This is a genomic window from Halorubrum tropicale (genome assembly GCF_001280455.1).
GTDB classification, from domain to species: Archaea; Halobacteriota; Halobacteria; order Halobacteriales; family Haloferacaceae; genus Halorubrum; species Halorubrum tropicale.
This window is the reverse complement of sequence record NZ_LIST01000001.1, coordinates 784,930-802,505: the sequence shown is the minus strand read 5'-3', so window position 1 is coordinate 802,505 and position 17,576 is coordinate 784,930. Positions and strand designations below refer to the sequence as shown.

The following is a 17,576-nucleotide window of genomic DNA, read 5'->3' as shown; positions in this document are numbered from 1 at the left end:
CCGTTCATCGTCAGAGCCTCTCTATCCGCTCGGTGCCGAACAGGCCGTACGGCTTCACCAGGATGACGACGAGCAGGAGGATGAGGGGGAGTATCTCCCCGAACCCCGCGCCGAAGTTGGCCTGAACGTCCGTGAAGGGGACGTACACCGCCGTGCCGCCCACGAGGTAGTACGACCCCAGTTCCTGGAGGACGCCCACGACGATCGAGCCGATGAACGCCCCGGGGATACTGTCGAGGCCGCCCAACACGACGGCCGCGAAGATGATGATACCGGTGTTCTCGATCGAGACCGCCGCCCCGCCGCTGGAGGTCGCAAGCAGGATGCCGCCGATGGCGGTGATGGCGATCGAGAGCGTCCACGCGAGCGCGATGGTGCGCTCGATAGAGACGCCGAGCACCATCGCCGCCTGCTCGTCGCTGGCCGACGCCCGGAGGATCGACCCGGTGACGGTCTCGCGGAAGAACAGCATCAACACGGCGACGACGACGAGCGCGATGGCGACGGCGACGGCGTACGCCGCCTGTATCGACGTGCCCAGCGGGAGACTGAGCTGGCCGCCGAATGTCAGCGCCGACGGGTACGCCTGCGCGTTCTGCCCGTACAGGAAGAAGACGACCCCTTCGAGGATGCTGCCGAGCGCCAGCGTCACGATGATGACCGACAGCACCGGCTCGCCGATGAACTGGCGGAACACGACGCGTTCGAGCACCAGCCCGAGCACGAGGCCGAGCAGGACCGTCACGAGCACCGCGGTCCACGCGGGAATCGCCGCCGGGAGCACGGTGGCCGTGCCGAAGATGACGACCCCGTACGCGCCGACCATCGCGATCTGGCCCTGCGCGAAGTTCAGGACGCCGGTCACCTTGTAGATGAGCGAGAAGCCCATCGCCACGAGCGCGTACAGCGCGCCCAGTCCGAGCCCGCTCAGCGAGATGTCGATGAACGTGACCCAGTTGACCATCTAGCTCACCTCCAGTTCGCGGTCCTCGTCGAGGACTGGTTGGTCCACGTCCACGATGCGCATCACTCCGCGTTCCTCGGACTCTCTGCCGTCTTGGTAGGTGATCGTAAGCTCCATCGCTATCTCGGTGCTGCCGTCGTACAGGGCGGTCACGAGGTCGCTGTACCGGTCCACGACGACCTCGCGGCGGAGCTTCCCGGTGCGGGTGAGCTCCCCGTCGTCGGCGTCGAACTCCTTGAAGAGGAGGACGAACCGCCGGATCGGGTTGTCGAGGTCCTCGTTGGTCTCGGCGACGACCCCGCGGAGCAGCTCTAAGACCGGTTCCTTCCGCGTCAGGTCGCTGTACCCCGCGTACTGGATGTCCCGCTGGTCGGCCCACTCCGCAACGTTGTCGTACCGGATGTTCAGCACCGCGGTGAGCTCGGCGCGGTCGTCGCCGACGACCATCGCCTCCTTCACGTAGGGGTTGAACTTCAGCTTCGTCTCGACGCTTATCGGCGCGACGGCGGTGCCGTCGCTCATCTCTAACACGTCGTCCATCCGGTCGAAGATCCGCACGTGGTCGTCGTCGGTGAGCGCGCCGAAGTCGTCGGTGTGGAGCCAGCCGTCCTCGAACGCGGCCTCCGTCTTCTCCGGCATTCCGTAGTAGCCGGAGGTGACGACCGGGCCTCGGACGAGGAGCTCGCCGCCCGGCGTGATGCCCACCTCGACGTTCGGGAACACCTCGCCGACTGTCTCGACCTGGACGTCGTCGTCGCGGTGCATCGTCACGAAGCCGCACACCTCGGACTGTCCCCAGATCTGTTTGAGCGGGACGCCCATCGCGTGGTAGTACTCGAAGTGGTCCTCCCCGAGCGGGCCGCCGCCGGTGTAGACGTTCTTCGCGCGCTTCAGCCCGATCTTGTCGAGTATGGGGCGGTACGCCACCCAGTACGACAGCCAGTGGGCGCCGCGCAGCCACGCCGGCGGCTCCTCGTCGTTCCTGTCGCCGATGACGTACTCGGCGTACTTCTCGCCGATGCTCGTCGCCGTCTCGTACACCCAGCGCTTGAGCCGGGTGGTGTTCTCGATCTTCGCCTTGACGTCCGCGACCCACGCCTCGTACCGCTTCGGCGACGAGAAGATGATCTCGGGTCCGATCTCCCGGAGGTCGTCCTCCTCGGTCTCGGGCTGTTCCGGGAAGTTCGCGGTCCAGCCGGCGACGAACGCGGCCGCGAGCAGGATCATCTGCTCGCCCACCCACGCCATCGGGAGGTACGAGAAGTAGTCCGACTCCTTCGGCAGCGGGTCGATGTCGATGGCGGCGTTGGCGAGGTTTACGAGGTTGAAATGCGAGAGCCGGACGCGTTTCGGCATCCCCGTCGTCCCGGAGGTGGGCGCGAGCATCGCGGTCGCCTCCGCGGGCACGGCCTGGATCTCGGACGCGAGGTAATCGTCGCTCACGGCCCCGGACTCGCGGCGCTCACGGCCGCGCTCCTCGACGTCCTCGTATGCGACGATCTCCGGGTCGCCCGGCTCGGTCTTCTCGCCGTTCTCGTACCGGAACATCCCCTTGTCGTCCCGGTAGATGATGGTCGACAGCGACGGCACGTCGTCCGAGACGAGGAGGAGCTTGTCCACCATCTCCTGGTCTTCCGCGTACACGATCTCCGGCTCCATCAAGCGGAGCTGCTTCTCGATGTCCTCGGGCAGCATGTCCTCGTAGTTCGGGGCCGCCATCCCGCCGAGGGACTGCGCGGCGATCCACGCCCACAGCTGGTGCGGGCGGTTGTAGCCGATGGTGAACAGCACGTCCTCGTCGCCGAACCCGTACTCCTCCAAGCCGAGCGCGAACCGCTCCACCCGGTCGTAGTACTCCTCCCAGGTGAACTCCTGCCAGACCCCGTACCGCTTCCAGCGCAGGGCGATGTCGTCCGGGTGCTCGGCGGCGTGGTCGATGAGTATCTCGGGGAGCGCCCGGTCGGAGACGATGGGAACCGACTCGCCCTCCGGCGCGGTCAGGACGCGCTCGACGGAGAGCCCCGAGTCGGCGGCGGCGCCCGACTCGGCGGAGCCGCCGGACGCGACGCCGTCGCTCTCGGCGTTGTCGGCCGCCATCTACTCGACCCCCGTGTAGACGCGGGCGACTTCGGGGTCGTTCGTCACCTCCTCGGGCGGCCCGCGGGCGATGACGCCGCCCTTCTGCATGACGATCATCCGCTCGGAGACGGCGGTGACGACTTCGAGGTCGTGCTCGATCATCACGAGCGTCAGCCCCTCCTCCTCGTGGAGGTCGGTCAGGAAGCGGATCATGTCGTACTTCTCGTCGAAGGTGAGCCCGCTCATCGCCTCGTCGAGCAGGAGCACGTCCGGTTCGAGCGCGAGCGAGCGGGCGAGGTCGACGCGCCGCTGGACCCCCAGCGGCAGCGTCGACACCGTCGTGTGGCGGTGTTCCCACAGTTCGAGGTAGTCGAGGATCTCCTCGACGAACCGCATGTTCTCGGCCTCCGTCTTCCGGCCGCTGCCGTAGTACAGCATCGCCGAGAGCACGTTCGGGCGCTCGGCGACGGCCCGGGTCGTCATCACGTTCTCCAAGACGTCCTCGCTCTCGAACAGCTCCAATCCCTGGAACGTCCGCCCGATGCCGTGGCGCGCGCGGTAGTGTTCCGGCCTGCCGCTGACCTCCTCGCCGTTCAGGAACACCTCGCTGCCGGCGTCCGGCGTGTAGAAGCCGTTGAGGATATTCAACAGCGTGGTCTTCCCGGCCCCGTTCGGCCCGACGATCGACACCCACTCGCCGTCGGCGACGCCGAGGTCCACGTCGTCAACGGCGGTGATCGAGCCGAACGTCTTGGTCACGTTCCGGCAGCCGATCGCGGCAGCCTCAGGGGAGACGTGGGCCCCGCCCCTGAGCGCTGCCGCCGGCGTCTCGGCCTCCTGATCGGCGCTCATCAGGTCCACCTCTTGCGGATCTTGTAGTGTCTGACGTCGGTGTAGCGGGAGTCCTCGCCCGACGTGCCGAGGTAGAACTCCTTGATCTCCTCGCGCTGGACCAGCTCGTCGGCCGGATCGTGGAGCTCTATCTGCCCGTTCTCCATGACGTAGCCGTAGTCGGCGATCCCGAGCGTGCGCTTGGCGTTCTGGTCAGCGATGAGCATCGTGATGTCCTCCCGCCTGTTGATCTCCACGAGCGTCTCGAAGATGTCCCTGACAAGCTTCGGCGCGAGCCCGAGCGACGGCTCGTCCAACAGAAGCAGGTTCGGCCGGTGGATGAGCGCTCGCGCGATGACGAGCATCTGCTGTTGGCCGCCGCTGGCGTAGCCCGCCTTGAGGTCCATGATGTCCTCCAACTGCGGGAAGTACTCGAAGGCGATCTGGTAGTCGTCCTCGTCGAACCGGAACCGGCGGCCCTCGCGGTAGAGCCCGCACCGGAGGTTCTCTTCAACGGTGAGGTCCTCGAACACCCGCCTGCCTTCGAGGATGTGCGTGATACCGCGTCCGACCATCTCGTTGGCGCCGTCGTTGGTCACGTTCTCGCCGCGGTATAACACCCTTCCGCGGGTGACCTCGCCGCGCTCGCTCCGACCGATGCCGCTTATCATCTTCAGGATCGTCGACTTGCCCGCGCCGTTCGGGCCGAGCAGCGCGACGATGTCGCCCTCGTCGGCCGACATCGAGACGCCCTGAACGGCGAGGAAGTGCCGGTCGTAGACGATCTCGACGTTGTCGAGTTCGACGACCGGGAGGTCGCCGTCGCCCGTCGCGTCCGCCGCGTCCGCGGTCATTTGCTCGTCGGTCGCCATCATAGTCCGATCCAGGAGTCGCGGCGGGGCAGTTCGACGCTGGTGTCGAAGCTCAGGCTGCCGTCGGTGACCTCGAACAGCCGCCCGTTCATCGTCGGGCGGCGGTCGCCCGCCTCGTAGCTGAACGGCTCGGCGAGCCCGAACATGTCGTCGTCCTCGATGCCGAACATCCCCTGTCTGACGTTCGGTCCGCTCGTGACGTCGTTCCCGGCCTCGGCCGCGTTCTGCATGCCCTTCAGCGCGAGCAGGGCGTGGATCACGCCGCGCACGTAATTGAGCTGAGCGATCTCGGGGTCGTCCATGCTGCGCCCCTCGCGCTCGAAGTTCGCCTCGATGATCTCCGCGCCGCGGCCGCCGCTGTCGAGCGCGCCCTGAAACGTGCGGAACGCGTTGACGTATCGCACGCCTTCGAAGATGTCGGGCGACTGCTGGACCACGCGCTCGTCGACGGTGTAGGTCAGGCCGCACACCGTCAGGTCGGGGTAGATGTCCTGTCGGTCCTCCAATAGCACCCGCATCGGCGCAGACGTGTTCTGGTGAATGAGGTAGTCGATCTCTTGGTCGCGGGCCTGCCTGAGCTGCGTGGTCGCGGAGTTGGCGGTCAGCGGGAGGTTGATGTCCGGGGCCACGTCAAGCCCGAGCTCCTCGGCGTACTGCTTGCCGCCCTCGACGGGCGAGCGCCCGAACGCCGTGTTAGAGAAGATGAACCCGACCGTCGCCTCGGGGTCGTTGTCAGCGATCCACCGCAGGTGCGCGCGGGCCTGACTGGTGTAATCGAGGTTCCCGAAGAAGTTGTACGGGAACTCCTCGGTGACGAGGTTCGCGGAGTACGACGCGGAGACGTACACCACCTCGTCGTCCGCGACGGTGCCCGCCAGCGCCTCGGTGTCTGCGGTCCCCCAGCCGATGATCAGCGGCGGCGACGACTCCGAGGTGTACTGCTGGTAGTACTGCTGGGCCTGCGGCACCTCGTAGGCGTAGTCGTTGTTCGGGTGGTCGATGCTCACGTCGAACAGGTCGTTCTCGTTGATGTAGGTGATAGTGTCGCGAGAGCCGATGGCCGTCGGCCGGCCCACGTCGGAGGTCGCGCCGCTCTCGTCGTATATCCCGGGTACCGTGACGGAGTCGGCCATGCCCCCGTTCCCCCCGCCGCCGCTGCCGTCTCCGCCGTCCCCGCCGCCGATACAGCCGGCGAGCGCCAGCGTCGCCGCTCCGGCGGCACCGCTTTTCAGGACGTTGCGCCGCCGATATAGCCTCGTCGAATTTCCCGTGTTATCAGTTGTCATGAGTGTCTACCTACTACCCAGAGCCACATACTACATAATCATTAGGGATAGATTCACTCGCCTGCGGGCGGTTATCCGGTCGCCGCCGCGCTCGCGGGCGTCGTGCGGATCGATCCGGTGCGCCGAAACAGTCAAATGCGAGTGCCGCGACGGCTGTCGCATGTTCACGTTTGTTGTGGGTATCGACACGGACGAGGACCGGGCCACCGCGCAGGCCGAGACGATCGCGTCGATGCCGCTGGAGGCGGACGACGTGACGGCGGTCCTCGTCCACTCGTTCAGCGAGAACAAGGGGGGCGGCACCGTCGAGCAGGTCAAGTCGGTTCGGGTCGCTCGGTCGCGGCTCGAGGACGCCGGGATCGAGGTGACACCCGAGGGGTACGGCGGCGACCCGGCCCGAGCGATCCTCAACGTCGCCGACGAGCACGACGCCGACCAGATCGTCGTCGCCGGGCGGAAGCGCACCCCGACCGGGAAGGTCCTGTTCGGCAGCGTCACGCAGAGCGTCATTCTCGACACCGAACGGCCGGTCCTCGTCTGTAGCGGGGGCGACTAAGACGGGTCGACCCCGGCGGCCGGCAGTCGAGCCTCCCGGGCAGTCCGAGCGGTCCAGCGGCTCGGGCAGTCCGGCAGTCTAGCGGCACGGGCAGTCAGGGCGGTCTAGCATCTCAGGCAGTCCGGGCGACCGGTCGGCAGTCGGGCGGTCACCGCGACCGCGGCCGCCGGTCGTCGGAGACCGTCGCGATCAGTTTATATCCGCGAGCGAGTAGATCGCACCGTGGTGGCGATGACGAGTCGGTTACCCCCACTGAGCCCCCTGTGACGACGGGTTTCCACCGAGCCACCTTCCGCCCTCGCCAGCGGCGCGACCGTGCCGCCCCCGAGCGGTCGTCGACACCCCGCGGGGCGGCGCCGAGCGACGGAGTGCGGTGAAAGTGATTCAGCGCCGTGTCAACTGCACGCAGTCCGGCGGTTTCGAGGCGAAAAGGGCGGGTCAGTCGGCGTCGATCGCTCGGCGGACGAGGGTGCCCCCGGTCAGTACGAGGCGGCGCGCTTGTCGAGGCCGGCGGCCTCGATGTCCTCGCCGTCGACGGAGGTACGGAGCACGTCCATCCCGTCGTCGCGGTCGACGTCGAAGTTACGGGCGTACAGCTCCTCCAAGCGCTCGTACTCGGCGTCGGAGATCGGCGGCACGTCGGCGGCGGCGCTCCACTCGGCGATGTCGTTGCCGTCGCGGAAGGTGGGCGTGACGGACGCGACCTCGTCGTGCGCGAGCAGCCAGCGGATCGCGGCCTGCGCCATCGTCCGGGTCCCCTCGACGCCCTCCGGGTCTTCGAGGAAGCGGATCGCCTCCACCTTCTCCCAGCCGGTCTCGTACCACTCCTTCGGCCGGTGCGAGCGGTGGTCGCCGTCCTCGAGGACGGTGTCGGGTGTCACCTGCTCGTTGAGCAGGCCGGAGGAGTGCGGGACGCGCGCGATGACGGAGGTGTCCGAATCGCTCTCGCGGACCGTCTCGACGAAGTGGCGGCCGGGCTCCTGCTCGAAGAGGTTGAAGACGGTCTGGACCGCGTCGAACTCCTCGTACTCGACGGCCGCGTCGCCCTCGGCGAGCCAGCCGATCGAGGGGCCGAGCGCCCAGCCGAGCGCGCGGACGCGCCCGTCTTCCTTCCACTCGCGGAGGAGGTCGCGCACCTCGGGCGTCACCTCGTCGACGTTGGCGTTGTGGAGCTGGAGCACGTCGACGTAGTCGGTGTCGAGGCGGTCCAGCGAGGCCTCGAACGCCTCCGTGAGGTACTCGCGGTTGAGCTCCTTCGGGAGCTCGCCGTGGCCGGCCTGCGGGTTGTCGTAGAAGTCGTAGCCGATCTTCGTCGACAGCGTCACCTCGTCGCGGCGGCCGTCGATCGCCTCGCCGATGATCGCCTCGCTGTCGCCGTGGCCGTACACGTCGCCCGTGTCGACGTAGGTGACGCCCGCGTCGAGCGCCTCCTCGACCATCGCGACCGCCTGGTCGTCCGAGCGGTCGCCCCACCAGTCGGTGCCGACGACCCACGCGCCGAAGCCGATCTCCGAGACCTCGACGCCCGAATTACCGAGTTCGCGGTGTTCCATACCGGCCGCTTGGCGGTCGGGACACTTATCGGGCGCGGTCGCTCTCGGCGCCGTGGAACCGACCCCGGCACGGCAGCGACGGACCGCCGTCTCGGGCCGCGGCCGGCACCGGTGGATATTACTCGCCCGTCGCCGATCCGACGCTCATGGACGACGCCCTCCGCCGGCGGCTCGACGCCGTCGTCGCCCTGCTCGCGGTCGTCGCCGTCGTCTCGGTCACCGCCCTGCTGCTCTCGTTCGGCAGGGCTGCGATCGCCCCGGTCTTCACCGTCGCGTTCGTCGGCGTCCTCGCGGGCCTGTTCGTCCGCGCCGAGCTGTACTGACGGATCGGGCGCCGCGGTCGCACAACCGAATCCATTTGAGGGGCGGCGACGAAGGTGGGCCGATGACAAAGCGACACGTGTCCCTGCCCGACGGCGCCGAGGCCGGGGTCCGAGGGTTCATCGACGAGGTGGACGAGCGGCTCTCCTCGGACGAGGACACCTGCGAGGTCGTCCGCGACGTGCTGATCGACCTCCACGGCGACCGGGAGGCGTGGGAGGCGTGGCAGGACGGCGAGTCGGTGTCGCGCGCCGAGCGCGTCCGCCTCCAGGGATACGACCCGTGTAACGCGACCCTGGAGTCGGAGTACTACGCCGAGAAAGACGAGGACCGCTTCCGGCGCTCGAAGCACCTCCAGTGGCTCTGGCGGCAGTTCGACGCCACGCCGATGGCCGACAACGTCGAGTTCGCGCTCCGCTTCCGGCAGATGCTCGGGAACCACCTGTTCGCCGAGTGCGGGGACGACTGCCGCTTTTTCAAGGGCATCTCCGTCACCTACGGCCACAACATCGAGGTCGGCGACAACGTCGTGATCCACGACGACGTCCACCTCGACGACCGCGGGAAGCTGACGATCGGCGACCGCGCCTCCATCTCCGACGGCGTCCACCTCTACAGCCACGACCACGACATCGTCGACCAGACGGAGGTCCGGAACTTCCACACGATCGTCGGGGACGACGCCCGGGTCACCTACGACGCGATGGTCAGGGCGGGCTGCCGGATCGGCGAGAACAGCGTCGTCGGCGCGCGCTCCGTGGTTCAAGGCGACGTGCCCGACCACCACGTCGTCGTGGGGTCGCCCGCGCGCTCCGTCCGCGTCAAGCCCGGGTGGGAGGAGGTCGCCGACGACCTCGAGGACGGGCGACTCCCCGACAACCAGGACGAGCGCGAGATCGAGTACGAACTCCCCGAGGACCTCGATCAGTTCGACGAGTTCCGACGGGACCTCCGGCCGCCGAACCGACCGCGCTGACGCCGCCGTGCGGCCGACCCCGCGGAAGACCTGAACCGGAGCGCGTGGTGTGTTACCGCTCGCCAGCATCGTTATCCGACAGTAGCACGTACCGGCGACCGGTGGTACACGCATGACAGGACAGCGCATACTGATGATCGTCGGCGACTTCGGAGAGGACTACGAGATCATGGTCCCGTTCCAGGCGCTTCAGGCGGTCGGCCACGAGGTCCACGCGGTCTGCCCGGACCGGGAAGCGGGCGAGACGGTCAAGACCGCGATCCACGACTTCCGCGGCGACCAGACGTACTTGGAGGAGCGCGGCCACGACTTCGAGCTCACCCACGGCCTCGACGAGGTCGACCCGGCCGACTACGACGCCCTGGTCGTTCCCGGCGGGCGCGCCCCAGAGTACCTCCGCGGCTACGACGAGGTGCTCGACGCGGTGCGGCACTTCTTCGAGGCGGACAAGCCCGTCGCGTCGATCTGTCACGGCCCGCAGATCCTCGCGGCCGCGGGCGTGCTCGACGGCTACGAGATGACGGCGTACCCGGCGGTCAAGCCCGAGGTCGAGGCCGCCGGCTGCTCGTGGGTCGACGGCGTGACGACCGACGGCAACCTCGTCACCGGGCAGGCGTGGCCCGACCACCCCGAGTGGATCGCGCAGTTCCTCGACCTCCTCGGGACCGAGGTCGAACACGAGGAGCCCGCCGCGACGGCGGACTGAGTCCCCGACTGTTCCGCATGCCCGACCCCCGTGCGGTCGCCGTCAACGTCGCCGCCAACACGAACGAGCCCGGGTTCCGCGGGCCCGTCTACCCCGACGGCTCCTTCGCGTACGTCCCGATCCCCGAGCCGGCGGCGACGCTGCCGCGCGACCGGTTCCCGGTCGACGAGCCGCTCCCGACGTACGGCGACCTCGACCTCCCCTTCGCGGTCCCCGCCGACCTGCGCGGGACGCCGGTCCACGCCGACCCCGAGTTCCCGGGCGTCCACGGCCGCGAGCGGGCGACCTACGGCGACCCGTACGCCGTGAAGGCGGGCCGGATCGCCGCCCTCGACCCCGGCGACTGGCTCCTCTTCTACGCGACGCTCACGCTGCGGCCGCGCGACTGGGCGGGACCGGGTGACGGGCGTCCCGACGACGCGACCGGCGACCGCGACGGCGGAACGGACGACCGCGACGGCGCGTGGCTCCGCGAGCGAGGGGTCGCCGTCGACGACGACCTCGCCCCCGACTGGGGCGCGTACCTCTTCGCGGGGATGCGGGTCGAGCGGGTGCTCGCTACGGACGGCGGCGGCGACGCCGTCGACCGCGCGGCCGCCGTGAGGGCCGCGCCGACCAACGCGCACCTGAAGCGCGACCCGTTCGACGCCCGCGTCGTCGCGGTCGGCGACCCGGCGGTGTCGGGCCCGTTCGACCGCGTCGTCCCGCTGAGCGCGCCCGACGCCGGGAGCGAGGCGAACCGGATCGTCACCGACCTGTCGAGCGACTCCGGGAAGGGCCCGTGGTGGCGCCGCCCGATGGCCTTCGACGCGGCGGCGACGGGGCGGCTGCTGGCGCGGATCGATGCGGTCCGAGGATGAGCCGTGGCTGGCGCCACCGCGATTTATACTGTCGGCTGCCGTTACGAGACGTATGAGCGACGACGAACCCACTGAGACGACCGCGGAGAGCGACGGTCGCGGCGCGCCCTCGCGGCTCGGCCGCGTCCTGCTCGGCGTCGGCCTCGCCGCGCAGGCCTCGGAGGACTTCCGCGACATGGACGACACGATCGAGTACGCCGAGTCGGCGGGCGTCCCGATGCCGGACCTCGCCGCGCCGTTCGCCTCCGGCATGATGGTGGTCGCCGGCCTCGGCATCGCGCTCTGGCGGCTTCCCCGGATCGCGACCGGCGCGGCGGTCGCGTTCCTGACCGTCGTGACCGCGACGATGCACGACTTCTGGAACGCCGACGAGGACGACAAGAGCGGCGAGCGGCTCGCCTTCTTCGGGAACCTCGCGATGCTCGGCGGCGCGCTGGTGTTCCTGCGCGAGGCGTACAAGCGGTGAACGGCGGCGCGGAGCGCGGGGCCGAGGTTCCGGCCGCCTGTTTTTGATCAGCCGCCGGATCGGCGGCGGACACCGGCGTCTCTTATAGGTTCCCGGCGTCCAGCGGGTCTTCGAGCTGGCCCATCACCGCTTCCATGGCGTCCGTCGCAGTGATCAGGCCGACGACCTCGCCGTCCTCGATGACTAAGGCGAGCTCCTGGGACTCCGCCTGGAACCGGTCGAACGCGTCGCTGACGCTCGCGTCCGCCGCGACCGTCATCGGCGGGGCGGCGACCTCGGCGAACGTCAGGTCGCCGTCGCGAAGCTCGTCGTAGCGGCTCACGATCGAGGGGGCGTACACGATCCCCTCGAAGTCGGTCAGGTCGTCGCCGACGAGCGGGAAGCGGGTGTGCGGCGTGTCCCGGATCCGGTCGAGGTTCTCGTCGACGGACGCCCCCGTCGTCAGCGAGACGACCTCCTCGGGCGCGGTCATCACGTCCGCGACGGTCACCCGGTCGACGTCGAGCGCGTTGAGGACCTCCTCGCGGCGCTCCTCTGGGAGTTCGACCTCCTCCATCATCGACCCGAGACGGTTGCGGAGCTCGGCGCGCGTCTCCAGTACCTCCTCTTCGGCCTCGGTCCACGAGGCGGTCATCTCGACGCCGAACAGTCCGAGCGTCGCCTTCGCGACCCAGTCGCCGACCTTGATCAGCGGCGAGATGAGCCACGCGAACCAGTAGAGCGGCCGCGAGCCGTACCGGGCGACCTGCTTCGAGCGCTCGACGCCGAGGTACGTCGGCGTCTGCTCGCCGTGGGTCAGGTGGACCATGTTGATGAGAAAGAAGCCGAGGAAGGACCCGGCGCTGGCCGAAGCCAGCGCCGTGTTCTCGAAGACCGGCGCGAAGAGCGCGGTGTTCTCGAAGATCGGCGTGAAAAGCGCCGCCAGCCCCGGCTCGGCGACGATACCGAGCGCGATGGACGTGCCGGAGATCCACACCTGACAGGTCGTGAGGTAGAACTCCAGGTCGTCGGTCATCTCCCAGGCGCGCCGCAGCCCCGGCGTGTCCATCTCCGACTCGGGATACTGCCGGAGACGCGTCAGCCCGAACTCGATAGCCACGAAGTACGCGTTGATCAGGATGAGGAGGACCCCCGCGGCCACGCGGAGGGCGACCTCGGTCGGGGGCATCGCCGTCGCGAGCGGGATCATCGTCTCCACCGTCCCGACGCGCGACCCAAAAGCGTTCAGGGATCGCGTCGCCCGGCCGGCGGGACGGGTCACGGGCGCGCCGCGCCGTTACTCGTAGTCCTCGTAGGTCGGCAGCCCCTCGTCCGGCGGGAACTCCTCGACCGGGACCGTCGTCTCGTCGCCGCTCGCCATGTCCTTCACCGTGTACTCGCCGTTCTCCAGGTCGCGCTCGCCGACGACGACGACAGTCTCGGCGTTGATCGAGTCTGCGTAGCCCAGCTGGGCGCCGAACGAGCGGCCGGAGACGTCCTGCTCGACGACCACGTCGTCGCCGAGCGCGCGGAGGTCGCCCGCGAGCGCGGCCGCCTCGCTCCGCGTGTCGCCCACGCTGAGCACGTAGTAGTCCGTCGTCAGCTCCTCGTCGGGCCAGACGCCGGCGCGCTGGCAGAGCAGCTTGAGCGTCGCGTGCCCGGGGGCGACCCCGACCGCGGGAGTGGGCTGCCCGCCGAAGCTCTCGATGAGGTCGTCGTAGCGGCCGCCGCCGAAGACGGACCGGGACACCTCGCCGGTGGAGTCGAAGCACTCGAAGACGACGCCGGTGTAGTAGTCGAGCCCGCGGGCGGTGGTCAGCGACACCTCGCAGAACTCGCCCGCGCCGAAGTCGTCGGCCGCGGCGAGGACGTTCCGGAGGTTCTCGACCGCGGCCTCGACCGCCTCGCCGCCGGCCTCGGCGACCGCGTCGAGGTCGGCGACCGTCTCCACGTCCGCGATGAGGTCGTCGAAGTCGCGCGCGGTGTCGCGGGCGAGGCCCGCGTCCGAGAGGAGCCCGAGGTACTCGCCGTCGTCGACCTTCGCGCGCTTGTCGACCGCGCGGATCGCGGCCGTGGTGTCGACCGCGTCGGGGTCCGCCGCGAGCGAGCGGACGAGGCCGCCGAGGATGTCGCGGTGGGAGACCCGGAACTCGAAGTCGTCGCCGGTGAGCCCGAGGTCGGTCAGGGCGTCGGCGGCGACCGCGAGCACCTCGGCGTCGGCCTCGGGCGCCGACGAGCCGAACACGTCGATGTTCGTCTGGTAGAACTCGCGGAACCGGCCCTGCTGGACCTGCTCGTAGCGCCAGAACGGGCGGGTGGACACCCACTTGATCGGCTTCGACAGCTCCTGCCCCTTCGCGACGACCATCCGGGCGACGGTCGGGGTGAGCTCCGGGGTCATCGAGACGCCGCGGCCGCCCTTGTCGTCGAAGGCGTACAGCTCCTCGACGATCTCCTCGCCGGACTTGTCGACGTACATCTCCGTCCGCTCCAAGGCGGGGGTGGCGATCTCCCGGAAGCCGTGCCGGGCCGCGGCGTCCTCGACCGCGTCGGTCACCTCGCGGCGGGCGGACTGCTCGCCGGGGTAGAAGTCGCGGAATCCCTTGAGGCCGTCGTACATACGCGTCGCTTCGGCGAGCGCCCGCTTGAAAGCATCCTTTCGGGGGCGGCGATCGCGGACGTCGACGTGGAGGTCGCGGACGTCGAAACGCGGCGCCTCGCCCGGTCTACTCGCGCTGGTACTCCTTCTGGAACCCGCGGAACTCGGTCCGGTGGGCCTCCTCGTCCGAGAGCAGCGTCACGGCGAGGTCTTCGGTGACCGGATCGCCCGCCTCGTCGGCGGCGTCGACCAGCTCGCGGTACGTCGCGATCGCGTCCTCCTCTGCGTCCAGCACGCCGTTGATGACGGCAAGCACGTCCGTCGAGTCCTCGGGCGGCTGTAGCGACTCCTGGCCGGCCGTGAACTCGGCGGAGCCGGGCGGCCGCGCGTCGAGCTGTTTGAGCCGCTGGCCGAGCTGTTCGGCGTGGCCGAGCTCCTCCTGGACGTCCTGTTTGAGGCTCTCTTTGATCTCCTCGGCGCGGACGCCGTCGAGGACGATCGCGTTCGTCTGGTAGTTCATCACGGTCTCGATCTCGTCGGCGTACGCCGTCCGGAGCAGGTCGACGACTCGGTCGGATGACATGGTCGACGCTACGACCCCGGGGTCGAAAGTAGTTCCGGCACTTCCGGGCCGACGGGAGGCCGCCGACCGCGGGCGGAGCGCCGCACCGGCCGGTCAGTCGCTCCGGCCGTGGACGTACGTCTGGTCGTGGTCGGGGAACACGTCGCCGACGGTCCCCTCGCCGTACTGGTCCGCGATGAGCGTGCGGAGCTCGTCCTCGTAGTCCGCCTTCGGGACCTCTTCGCTCGGGCCCTGCTGGACGTCGAAGGTGGCGTCGACGAGCTGGTCGACGGCGTGGCGACCGAACCCGGAGAGCGGTGAGATGTAATCGATCCCGTTGCGGTCTTCGAGGCTCTGCGCCTGCGCCCGCGACACCGTGGGGACGCGGTCGTCGCGGCGGGTGCCGTCCGCGATGGCGTCGACGTCGAGCGCGGCGATGGTCTCTAAGGCGTGCTCGTGGACGCGCTGGATCCCGTTGCGCGGGTAGCCGTCCGCGACCATGGTCTCGGCCGCGTTCTCGGCGACCTCCGGGTCGAGCTCGACGCGCTCGAACGGGAACCCGAGCTCGGCGGCCGCCCGCTCCGCGTGCTCCCAGTCGTCCGTGAGCCCGAAGCTCCCGGTGACGCAGCGGACCTCGTAGAACCGGTCGAGCAGGTGGGCGGCCAGCGAGGAGTCTTTCCCCCCGCTGTACAGCAGCGCGAGCTCCATCTACCGGTGGCGGATGTCGAAGCTCTTCTGGTCGGGCTGGAGCTCCTTGAGGAGCTCGCGCATCTGCTCTTCGTCGATCTGTCCCTGAATCCGCCCGCTCTGCGCCAGCGCGGCGACCTGCTGTTTCACCTTCTCGCCGAACTGCGGCTTGGACATCTCGACCGCGTTGAGCCGCTGGCGGGCGCCGTCCGTGAGGTACTGTTTCAGCACGGCCTCCTGCTGGGCCTCGGCGCGCTCCTGGGCCTGCTGTTGGGCCTCGGCGGCGTCGCCCTCGCCGCCCTGCCGCTCGCGGAGCTCCTCCATCTTCTGTTCGCGCAGTTCCTCGAGCCGTTCGTCGTCGGGGTTACCGCTCATACACGCCCGTTCTCGGTCCGTGCGAAAAACCATTTCGGAGGTCGGGATCCGCACGGAGCGGCCGGAGCCGCCGTCGCGGCGTCGGCGCCGACGGGGGCGGTCCGCGCCGTTTAAACCGGTCCTCGGCGTAGCGGGCGCCAATGAGCGAGTCGCGGGAGTTCTGTCCGCGCTGCGGCGACCCGGTCCCCGAGCGGCGCGACCCCCTTCCGGGCGAGCCGCGCGGGCGAGACGCCCTGCTGTGCGACGACTGCTACTTCGAGGACTTCGACCTGGTCGACGCGCCCGACCGGATCGAGGTGCTGGTCTGTTCCAGCTGCGGCGCCGTCAGGCGCGGCGAGTCGTGGCGCGACGTGGGGGCGCGCGACTACACCGACATCGCCGTCGACGAGGTGGCCGAGTCCCTCGGAGTCCACGTCGACGCGGAAGACGTGGAGTGGGGCGTGGAGCCGGAGCAGGTCGACGAGAACACCGTCCGGATGCACTGCCGCTTCTCCGGCGTGGTGCGCGGCACCCTGCGCTCCGCGGAGGTGACCGTCCCGGTGAAGATCTCGCGGGGGACCTGCGACCGCTGCGGGCGCATCGCCGGCGGCTACTACGCCGGGATCGTCCAAGTCCGCGCCGACGAGCGCGACCTCACGCCCGCCGAGCGCGCGGAGGCGCTGGACATCGCCGAGCGGTACGTCGCCGACCAGGAGGCCGACGGCGACCGGGAGGCGTTCATCACCGAGGTGACGGAGACCGACGACGGGCCGGACATCAAGCTCTCGTCGAACCGCCTCGCGCAGAACGTGGCGACGCGGATCACGGAGTCGCTCGGGGGGAGCTTCGAGTCGTACCCGACGCTCGTCACCGAGGACGGCGACGGCAACGAGGTGTACCGCGTCACGTTCGCGGTCCGGCTCCCGAGGTACGCCGAAGGCGAGATCGTCGACCCCGAGGACGGGGACGGCCCGGTCCTCGTCACGGGGGTCTCCGGCCGCCTCCAGGGGGTCCGGCTCGCCACGGGCGCGGAGTACACCTCCGCGTTCGCGGACGGCGACGCCCCCGACGCGACCCGGCTCGGCACCCGCGACGACGCGGCGGAGACGACGGTCGTGACCGTCGAGGACGAGAACGCGATCCAGGTGCTCGACCCCGTCACCTACGAGGCGAAGACGGTGCCGAACCCGGCGTTCGTCGACGACGGCGCCGAGTCGGTCCTCGCCTTCGAACACGGCGGCGACGTTCACCTCGTGCCGGACGAGGACGCGGAGCGGCCGGCGGAGTCGGTCTCGAACCGGGAGTAGGGGAGCCTCGCGGCTCGCTGGTCAGCGAGAACTGATCGTTCGTAGGACGAGTCGGAGCGCCGGCGCGGCGCGCCGCCCTCGCGGGCGGCGACGCAGCACCGTTCAGTCGGCGCGAGCGGGCTGTTCGCGACCGAGCGCCGCGGCGCGCTCGGACTCGGTTACCTCGATGCCGCGGCGTTCGAGTTGCTCGATGAATTCGGCCTCGCTGAGCCCTGCCTGTGCGGCCGCCTGCGACAGCGTCAGGGTTCGCGCACCGTACAGCGTCAGCGCACTCGACAGCCCGTTCGTGGCCATACACCCAGTAGTCGGGTGAGGGATTATGAAGGTTACTACTTCATTGAGGGACCTGATACACCTTATACGATATATATTAACGAGTGATCGGCTCGGGGTGGTAATATGACTCGCACCCGGCCGCCCGTCGCCCGCAGGAGTTATACGGCTCTGCAGTTGACACGGCGACATGGACAGACAACAGCTCATGGCGCTGTTCTTCGCGTTTCTCATGGTGAGCTCCATGGTGGCGTACGGCGTCTCGCTACTGTAACCGGCGCGTGGCGCACGCCGCCGGTCCCCGCTCTTGCGCCGATCGCCCACCGCGCCTCGGCGGCGGTCCCC

The 17,576-nt window shown here is 69.4% G+C and carries 19 protein-coding genes; 7 read left to right on the top strand and 12 right to left on the bottom strand.

What is annotated here, in order from left to right; genetic code table 11:
* Nucleotides 1-10: 10 nt before the first annotated feature.
* From AMR74_RS03860 to AMR74_RS03840, 5 genes are read right to left on the bottom strand one after another with little or no spacing between them, the layout of a single operon-like run.
* Nucleotides 11-964 carry a branched-chain amino acid ABC transporter permease gene (locus AMR74_RS03860; protein ID WP_053770729.1) on the bottom strand — a complete coding sequence of 318 codons (954 nt, stop codon included), beginning with the start codon at nucleotides 962-964 and terminating at the stop codon, nucleotides 11-13.
* Complete coding sequence (locus tag AMR74_RS03855) at nucleotides 965-3,061, bottom strand: AMP-binding protein (RefSeq protein ID WP_053770728.1); 2,097 nt, start codon at nucleotides 3,059-3,061, stop codon at nucleotides 965-967.
* A complete protein-coding gene (locus tag AMR74_RS03850) occupies nucleotides 3,062-3,895 on the bottom strand; it encodes an ABC transporter ATP-binding protein (protein ID WP_137705429.1) in 834 nt (277 codons plus the stop codon). It lies immediately after the preceding gene.
* Complete coding sequence (locus AMR74_RS03845; protein WP_240471124.1) at nucleotides 3,895-4,749, bottom strand: ABC transporter ATP-binding protein; 855 nt, start codon at nucleotides 4,747-4,749, stop codon at nucleotides 3,895-3,897. The genes AMR74_RS03850 and AMR74_RS03845 overlap by 1 nt, the downstream gene beginning before the upstream one ends.
* Nucleotides 4,746-6,032, bottom strand: coding sequence for an ABC transporter substrate-binding protein (locus AMR74_RS03840; protein WP_053770726.1), 1,287 nt, complete (start codon nucleotides 6,030-6,032; stop codon nucleotides 4,746-4,748). The genes AMR74_RS03845 and AMR74_RS03840 overlap by 4 nt, the downstream gene beginning before the upstream one ends.
* A gap of 160 nt (nucleotides 6,033-6,192) precedes the next feature.
* On the opposite strand from AMR74_RS03840, the gene AMR74_RS03835 reads away from it, so the two are divergent.
* Nucleotides 6,193-6,588: a universal stress protein gene (locus tag AMR74_RS03835; RefSeq protein WP_053770725.1), complete on the top strand. Its 396-nt coding sequence runs from the start codon at nucleotides 6,193-6,195 to the stop codon at nucleotides 6,586-6,588.
* 479 nt (nucleotides 6,589-7,067) lie between these two features.
* Here AMR74_RS03835 and AMR74_RS03830 read toward each other — a convergent pair whose 3' ends face one another.
* Nucleotides 7,068-8,141: an aldo/keto reductase gene (locus AMR74_RS03830; protein ID WP_053770724.1), complete on the bottom strand. Its 1,074-nt coding sequence runs from the start codon at nucleotides 8,139-8,141 to the stop codon at nucleotides 7,068-7,070.
* 146 nt (nucleotides 8,142-8,287) lie between these two features.
* Between AMR74_RS03830 and AMR74_RS18985 the strand changes: the two genes are divergently transcribed.
* The 5 genes from AMR74_RS18985 to AMR74_RS03810 all read left to right on the top strand — a co-directional run bounded on the left by AMR74_RS18985 (nucleotide 8,288) and on the right by AMR74_RS03810 (nucleotide 11,470).
* The gene (locus AMR74_RS18985; protein ID WP_158293556.1) at nucleotides 8,288-8,464 is read left to right on the top strand and encodes a hypothetical protein; all 177 of its coding nucleotides are present in this window, start codon (nucleotides 8,288-8,290) and stop codon (nucleotides 8,462-8,464) included.
* Nucleotides 8,465-8,526: 62 nt separating this feature from the next.
* A complete protein-coding gene (locus AMR74_RS03825; protein ID WP_053770723.1) occupies nucleotides 8,527-9,438 on the top strand; it encodes an acyltransferase in 912 nt (303 codons plus the stop codon).
* Between the two features lie 112 nt (nucleotides 9,439-9,550).
* Complete coding sequence (locus AMR74_RS03820) at nucleotides 9,551-10,144, top strand: DJ-1/PfpI family protein (RefSeq protein WP_053770722.1); 594 nt, start codon at nucleotides 9,551-9,553, stop codon at nucleotides 10,142-10,144.
* Between the two features lie 17 nt (nucleotides 10,145-10,161).
* Nucleotides 10,162-11,004 (top strand): Nmad3 family putative nucleotide modification protein, encoded by an 843-nt coding sequence (locus AMR74_RS03815; protein ID WP_053770721.1) that lies wholly within the window; start codon nucleotides 10,162-10,164, stop codon nucleotides 11,002-11,004.
* Between the two features lie 52 nt (nucleotides 11,005-11,056).
* Nucleotides 11,057-11,470 (top strand): DoxX family protein, encoded by a 414-nt coding sequence (locus tag AMR74_RS03810; protein ID WP_053770720.1) that lies wholly within the window; start codon nucleotides 11,057-11,059, stop codon nucleotides 11,468-11,470.
* Nucleotides 11,471-11,552: 82 nt separating this feature from the next.
* Here the strand turns inward: AMR74_RS03810 and AMR74_RS03805 are convergent, their stop codons facing one another.
* The 5 genes from AMR74_RS03805 to AMR74_RS03785 form a co-directional block, all read right to left on the bottom strand.
* A complete protein-coding gene (locus AMR74_RS03805) occupies nucleotides 11,553-12,659 on the bottom strand; it encodes a CNNM domain-containing protein (RefSeq protein ID WP_053770719.1) in 1,107 nt (368 codons plus the stop codon).
* A gap of 87 nt (nucleotides 12,660-12,746) precedes the next feature.
* Entirely contained in the window at nucleotides 12,747-14,069 is a 1,323-nt protein-coding gene (hisS, locus tag AMR74_RS03800) for a histidine--tRNA ligase (RefSeq protein WP_053770718.1), read from the bottom strand.
* A gap of 106 nt (nucleotides 14,070-14,175) precedes the next feature.
* Complete coding sequence (locus AMR74_RS03795) at nucleotides 14,176-14,631, bottom strand: DUF892 family protein (protein ID WP_053770717.1); 456 nt, start codon at nucleotides 14,629-14,631, stop codon at nucleotides 14,176-14,178.
* 93 nt (nucleotides 14,632-14,724) lie between these two features.
* Nucleotides 14,725-15,318 (bottom strand): DUF7411 family protein, encoded by a 594-nt coding sequence (locus AMR74_RS03790; protein ID WP_053770716.1) that lies wholly within the window; start codon nucleotides 15,316-15,318, stop codon nucleotides 14,725-14,727.
* On the bottom strand, nucleotides 15,319-15,672 hold the full coding sequence (locus AMR74_RS03785) for a DNA-binding protein (protein WP_053770715.1): 354 nt from the start codon (nucleotides 15,670-15,672) through the stop codon (nucleotides 15,319-15,321).
* 140 nt (nucleotides 15,673-15,812) lie between these two features.
* On the opposite strand from AMR74_RS03785, the gene AMR74_RS03780 reads away from it, so the two are divergent.
* Nucleotides 15,813-16,958, top strand: coding sequence for a 60S ribosomal export protein NMD3 (locus AMR74_RS03780; protein WP_053770714.1), 1,146 nt, complete (start codon nucleotides 15,813-15,815; stop codon nucleotides 16,956-16,958).
* A 102-nt stretch (nucleotides 16,959-17,060) separates the two neighbouring features.
* Here AMR74_RS03780 and AMR74_RS03775 read toward each other — a convergent pair whose 3' ends face one another.
* On the bottom strand, nucleotides 17,061-17,252 hold the full coding sequence (locus tag AMR74_RS03775) for a UPF0175 family protein (protein ID WP_017344020.1): 192 nt from the start codon (nucleotides 17,250-17,252) through the stop codon (nucleotides 17,061-17,063).
* Nucleotides 17,253-17,576: the final 324 nt, after the last annotated feature.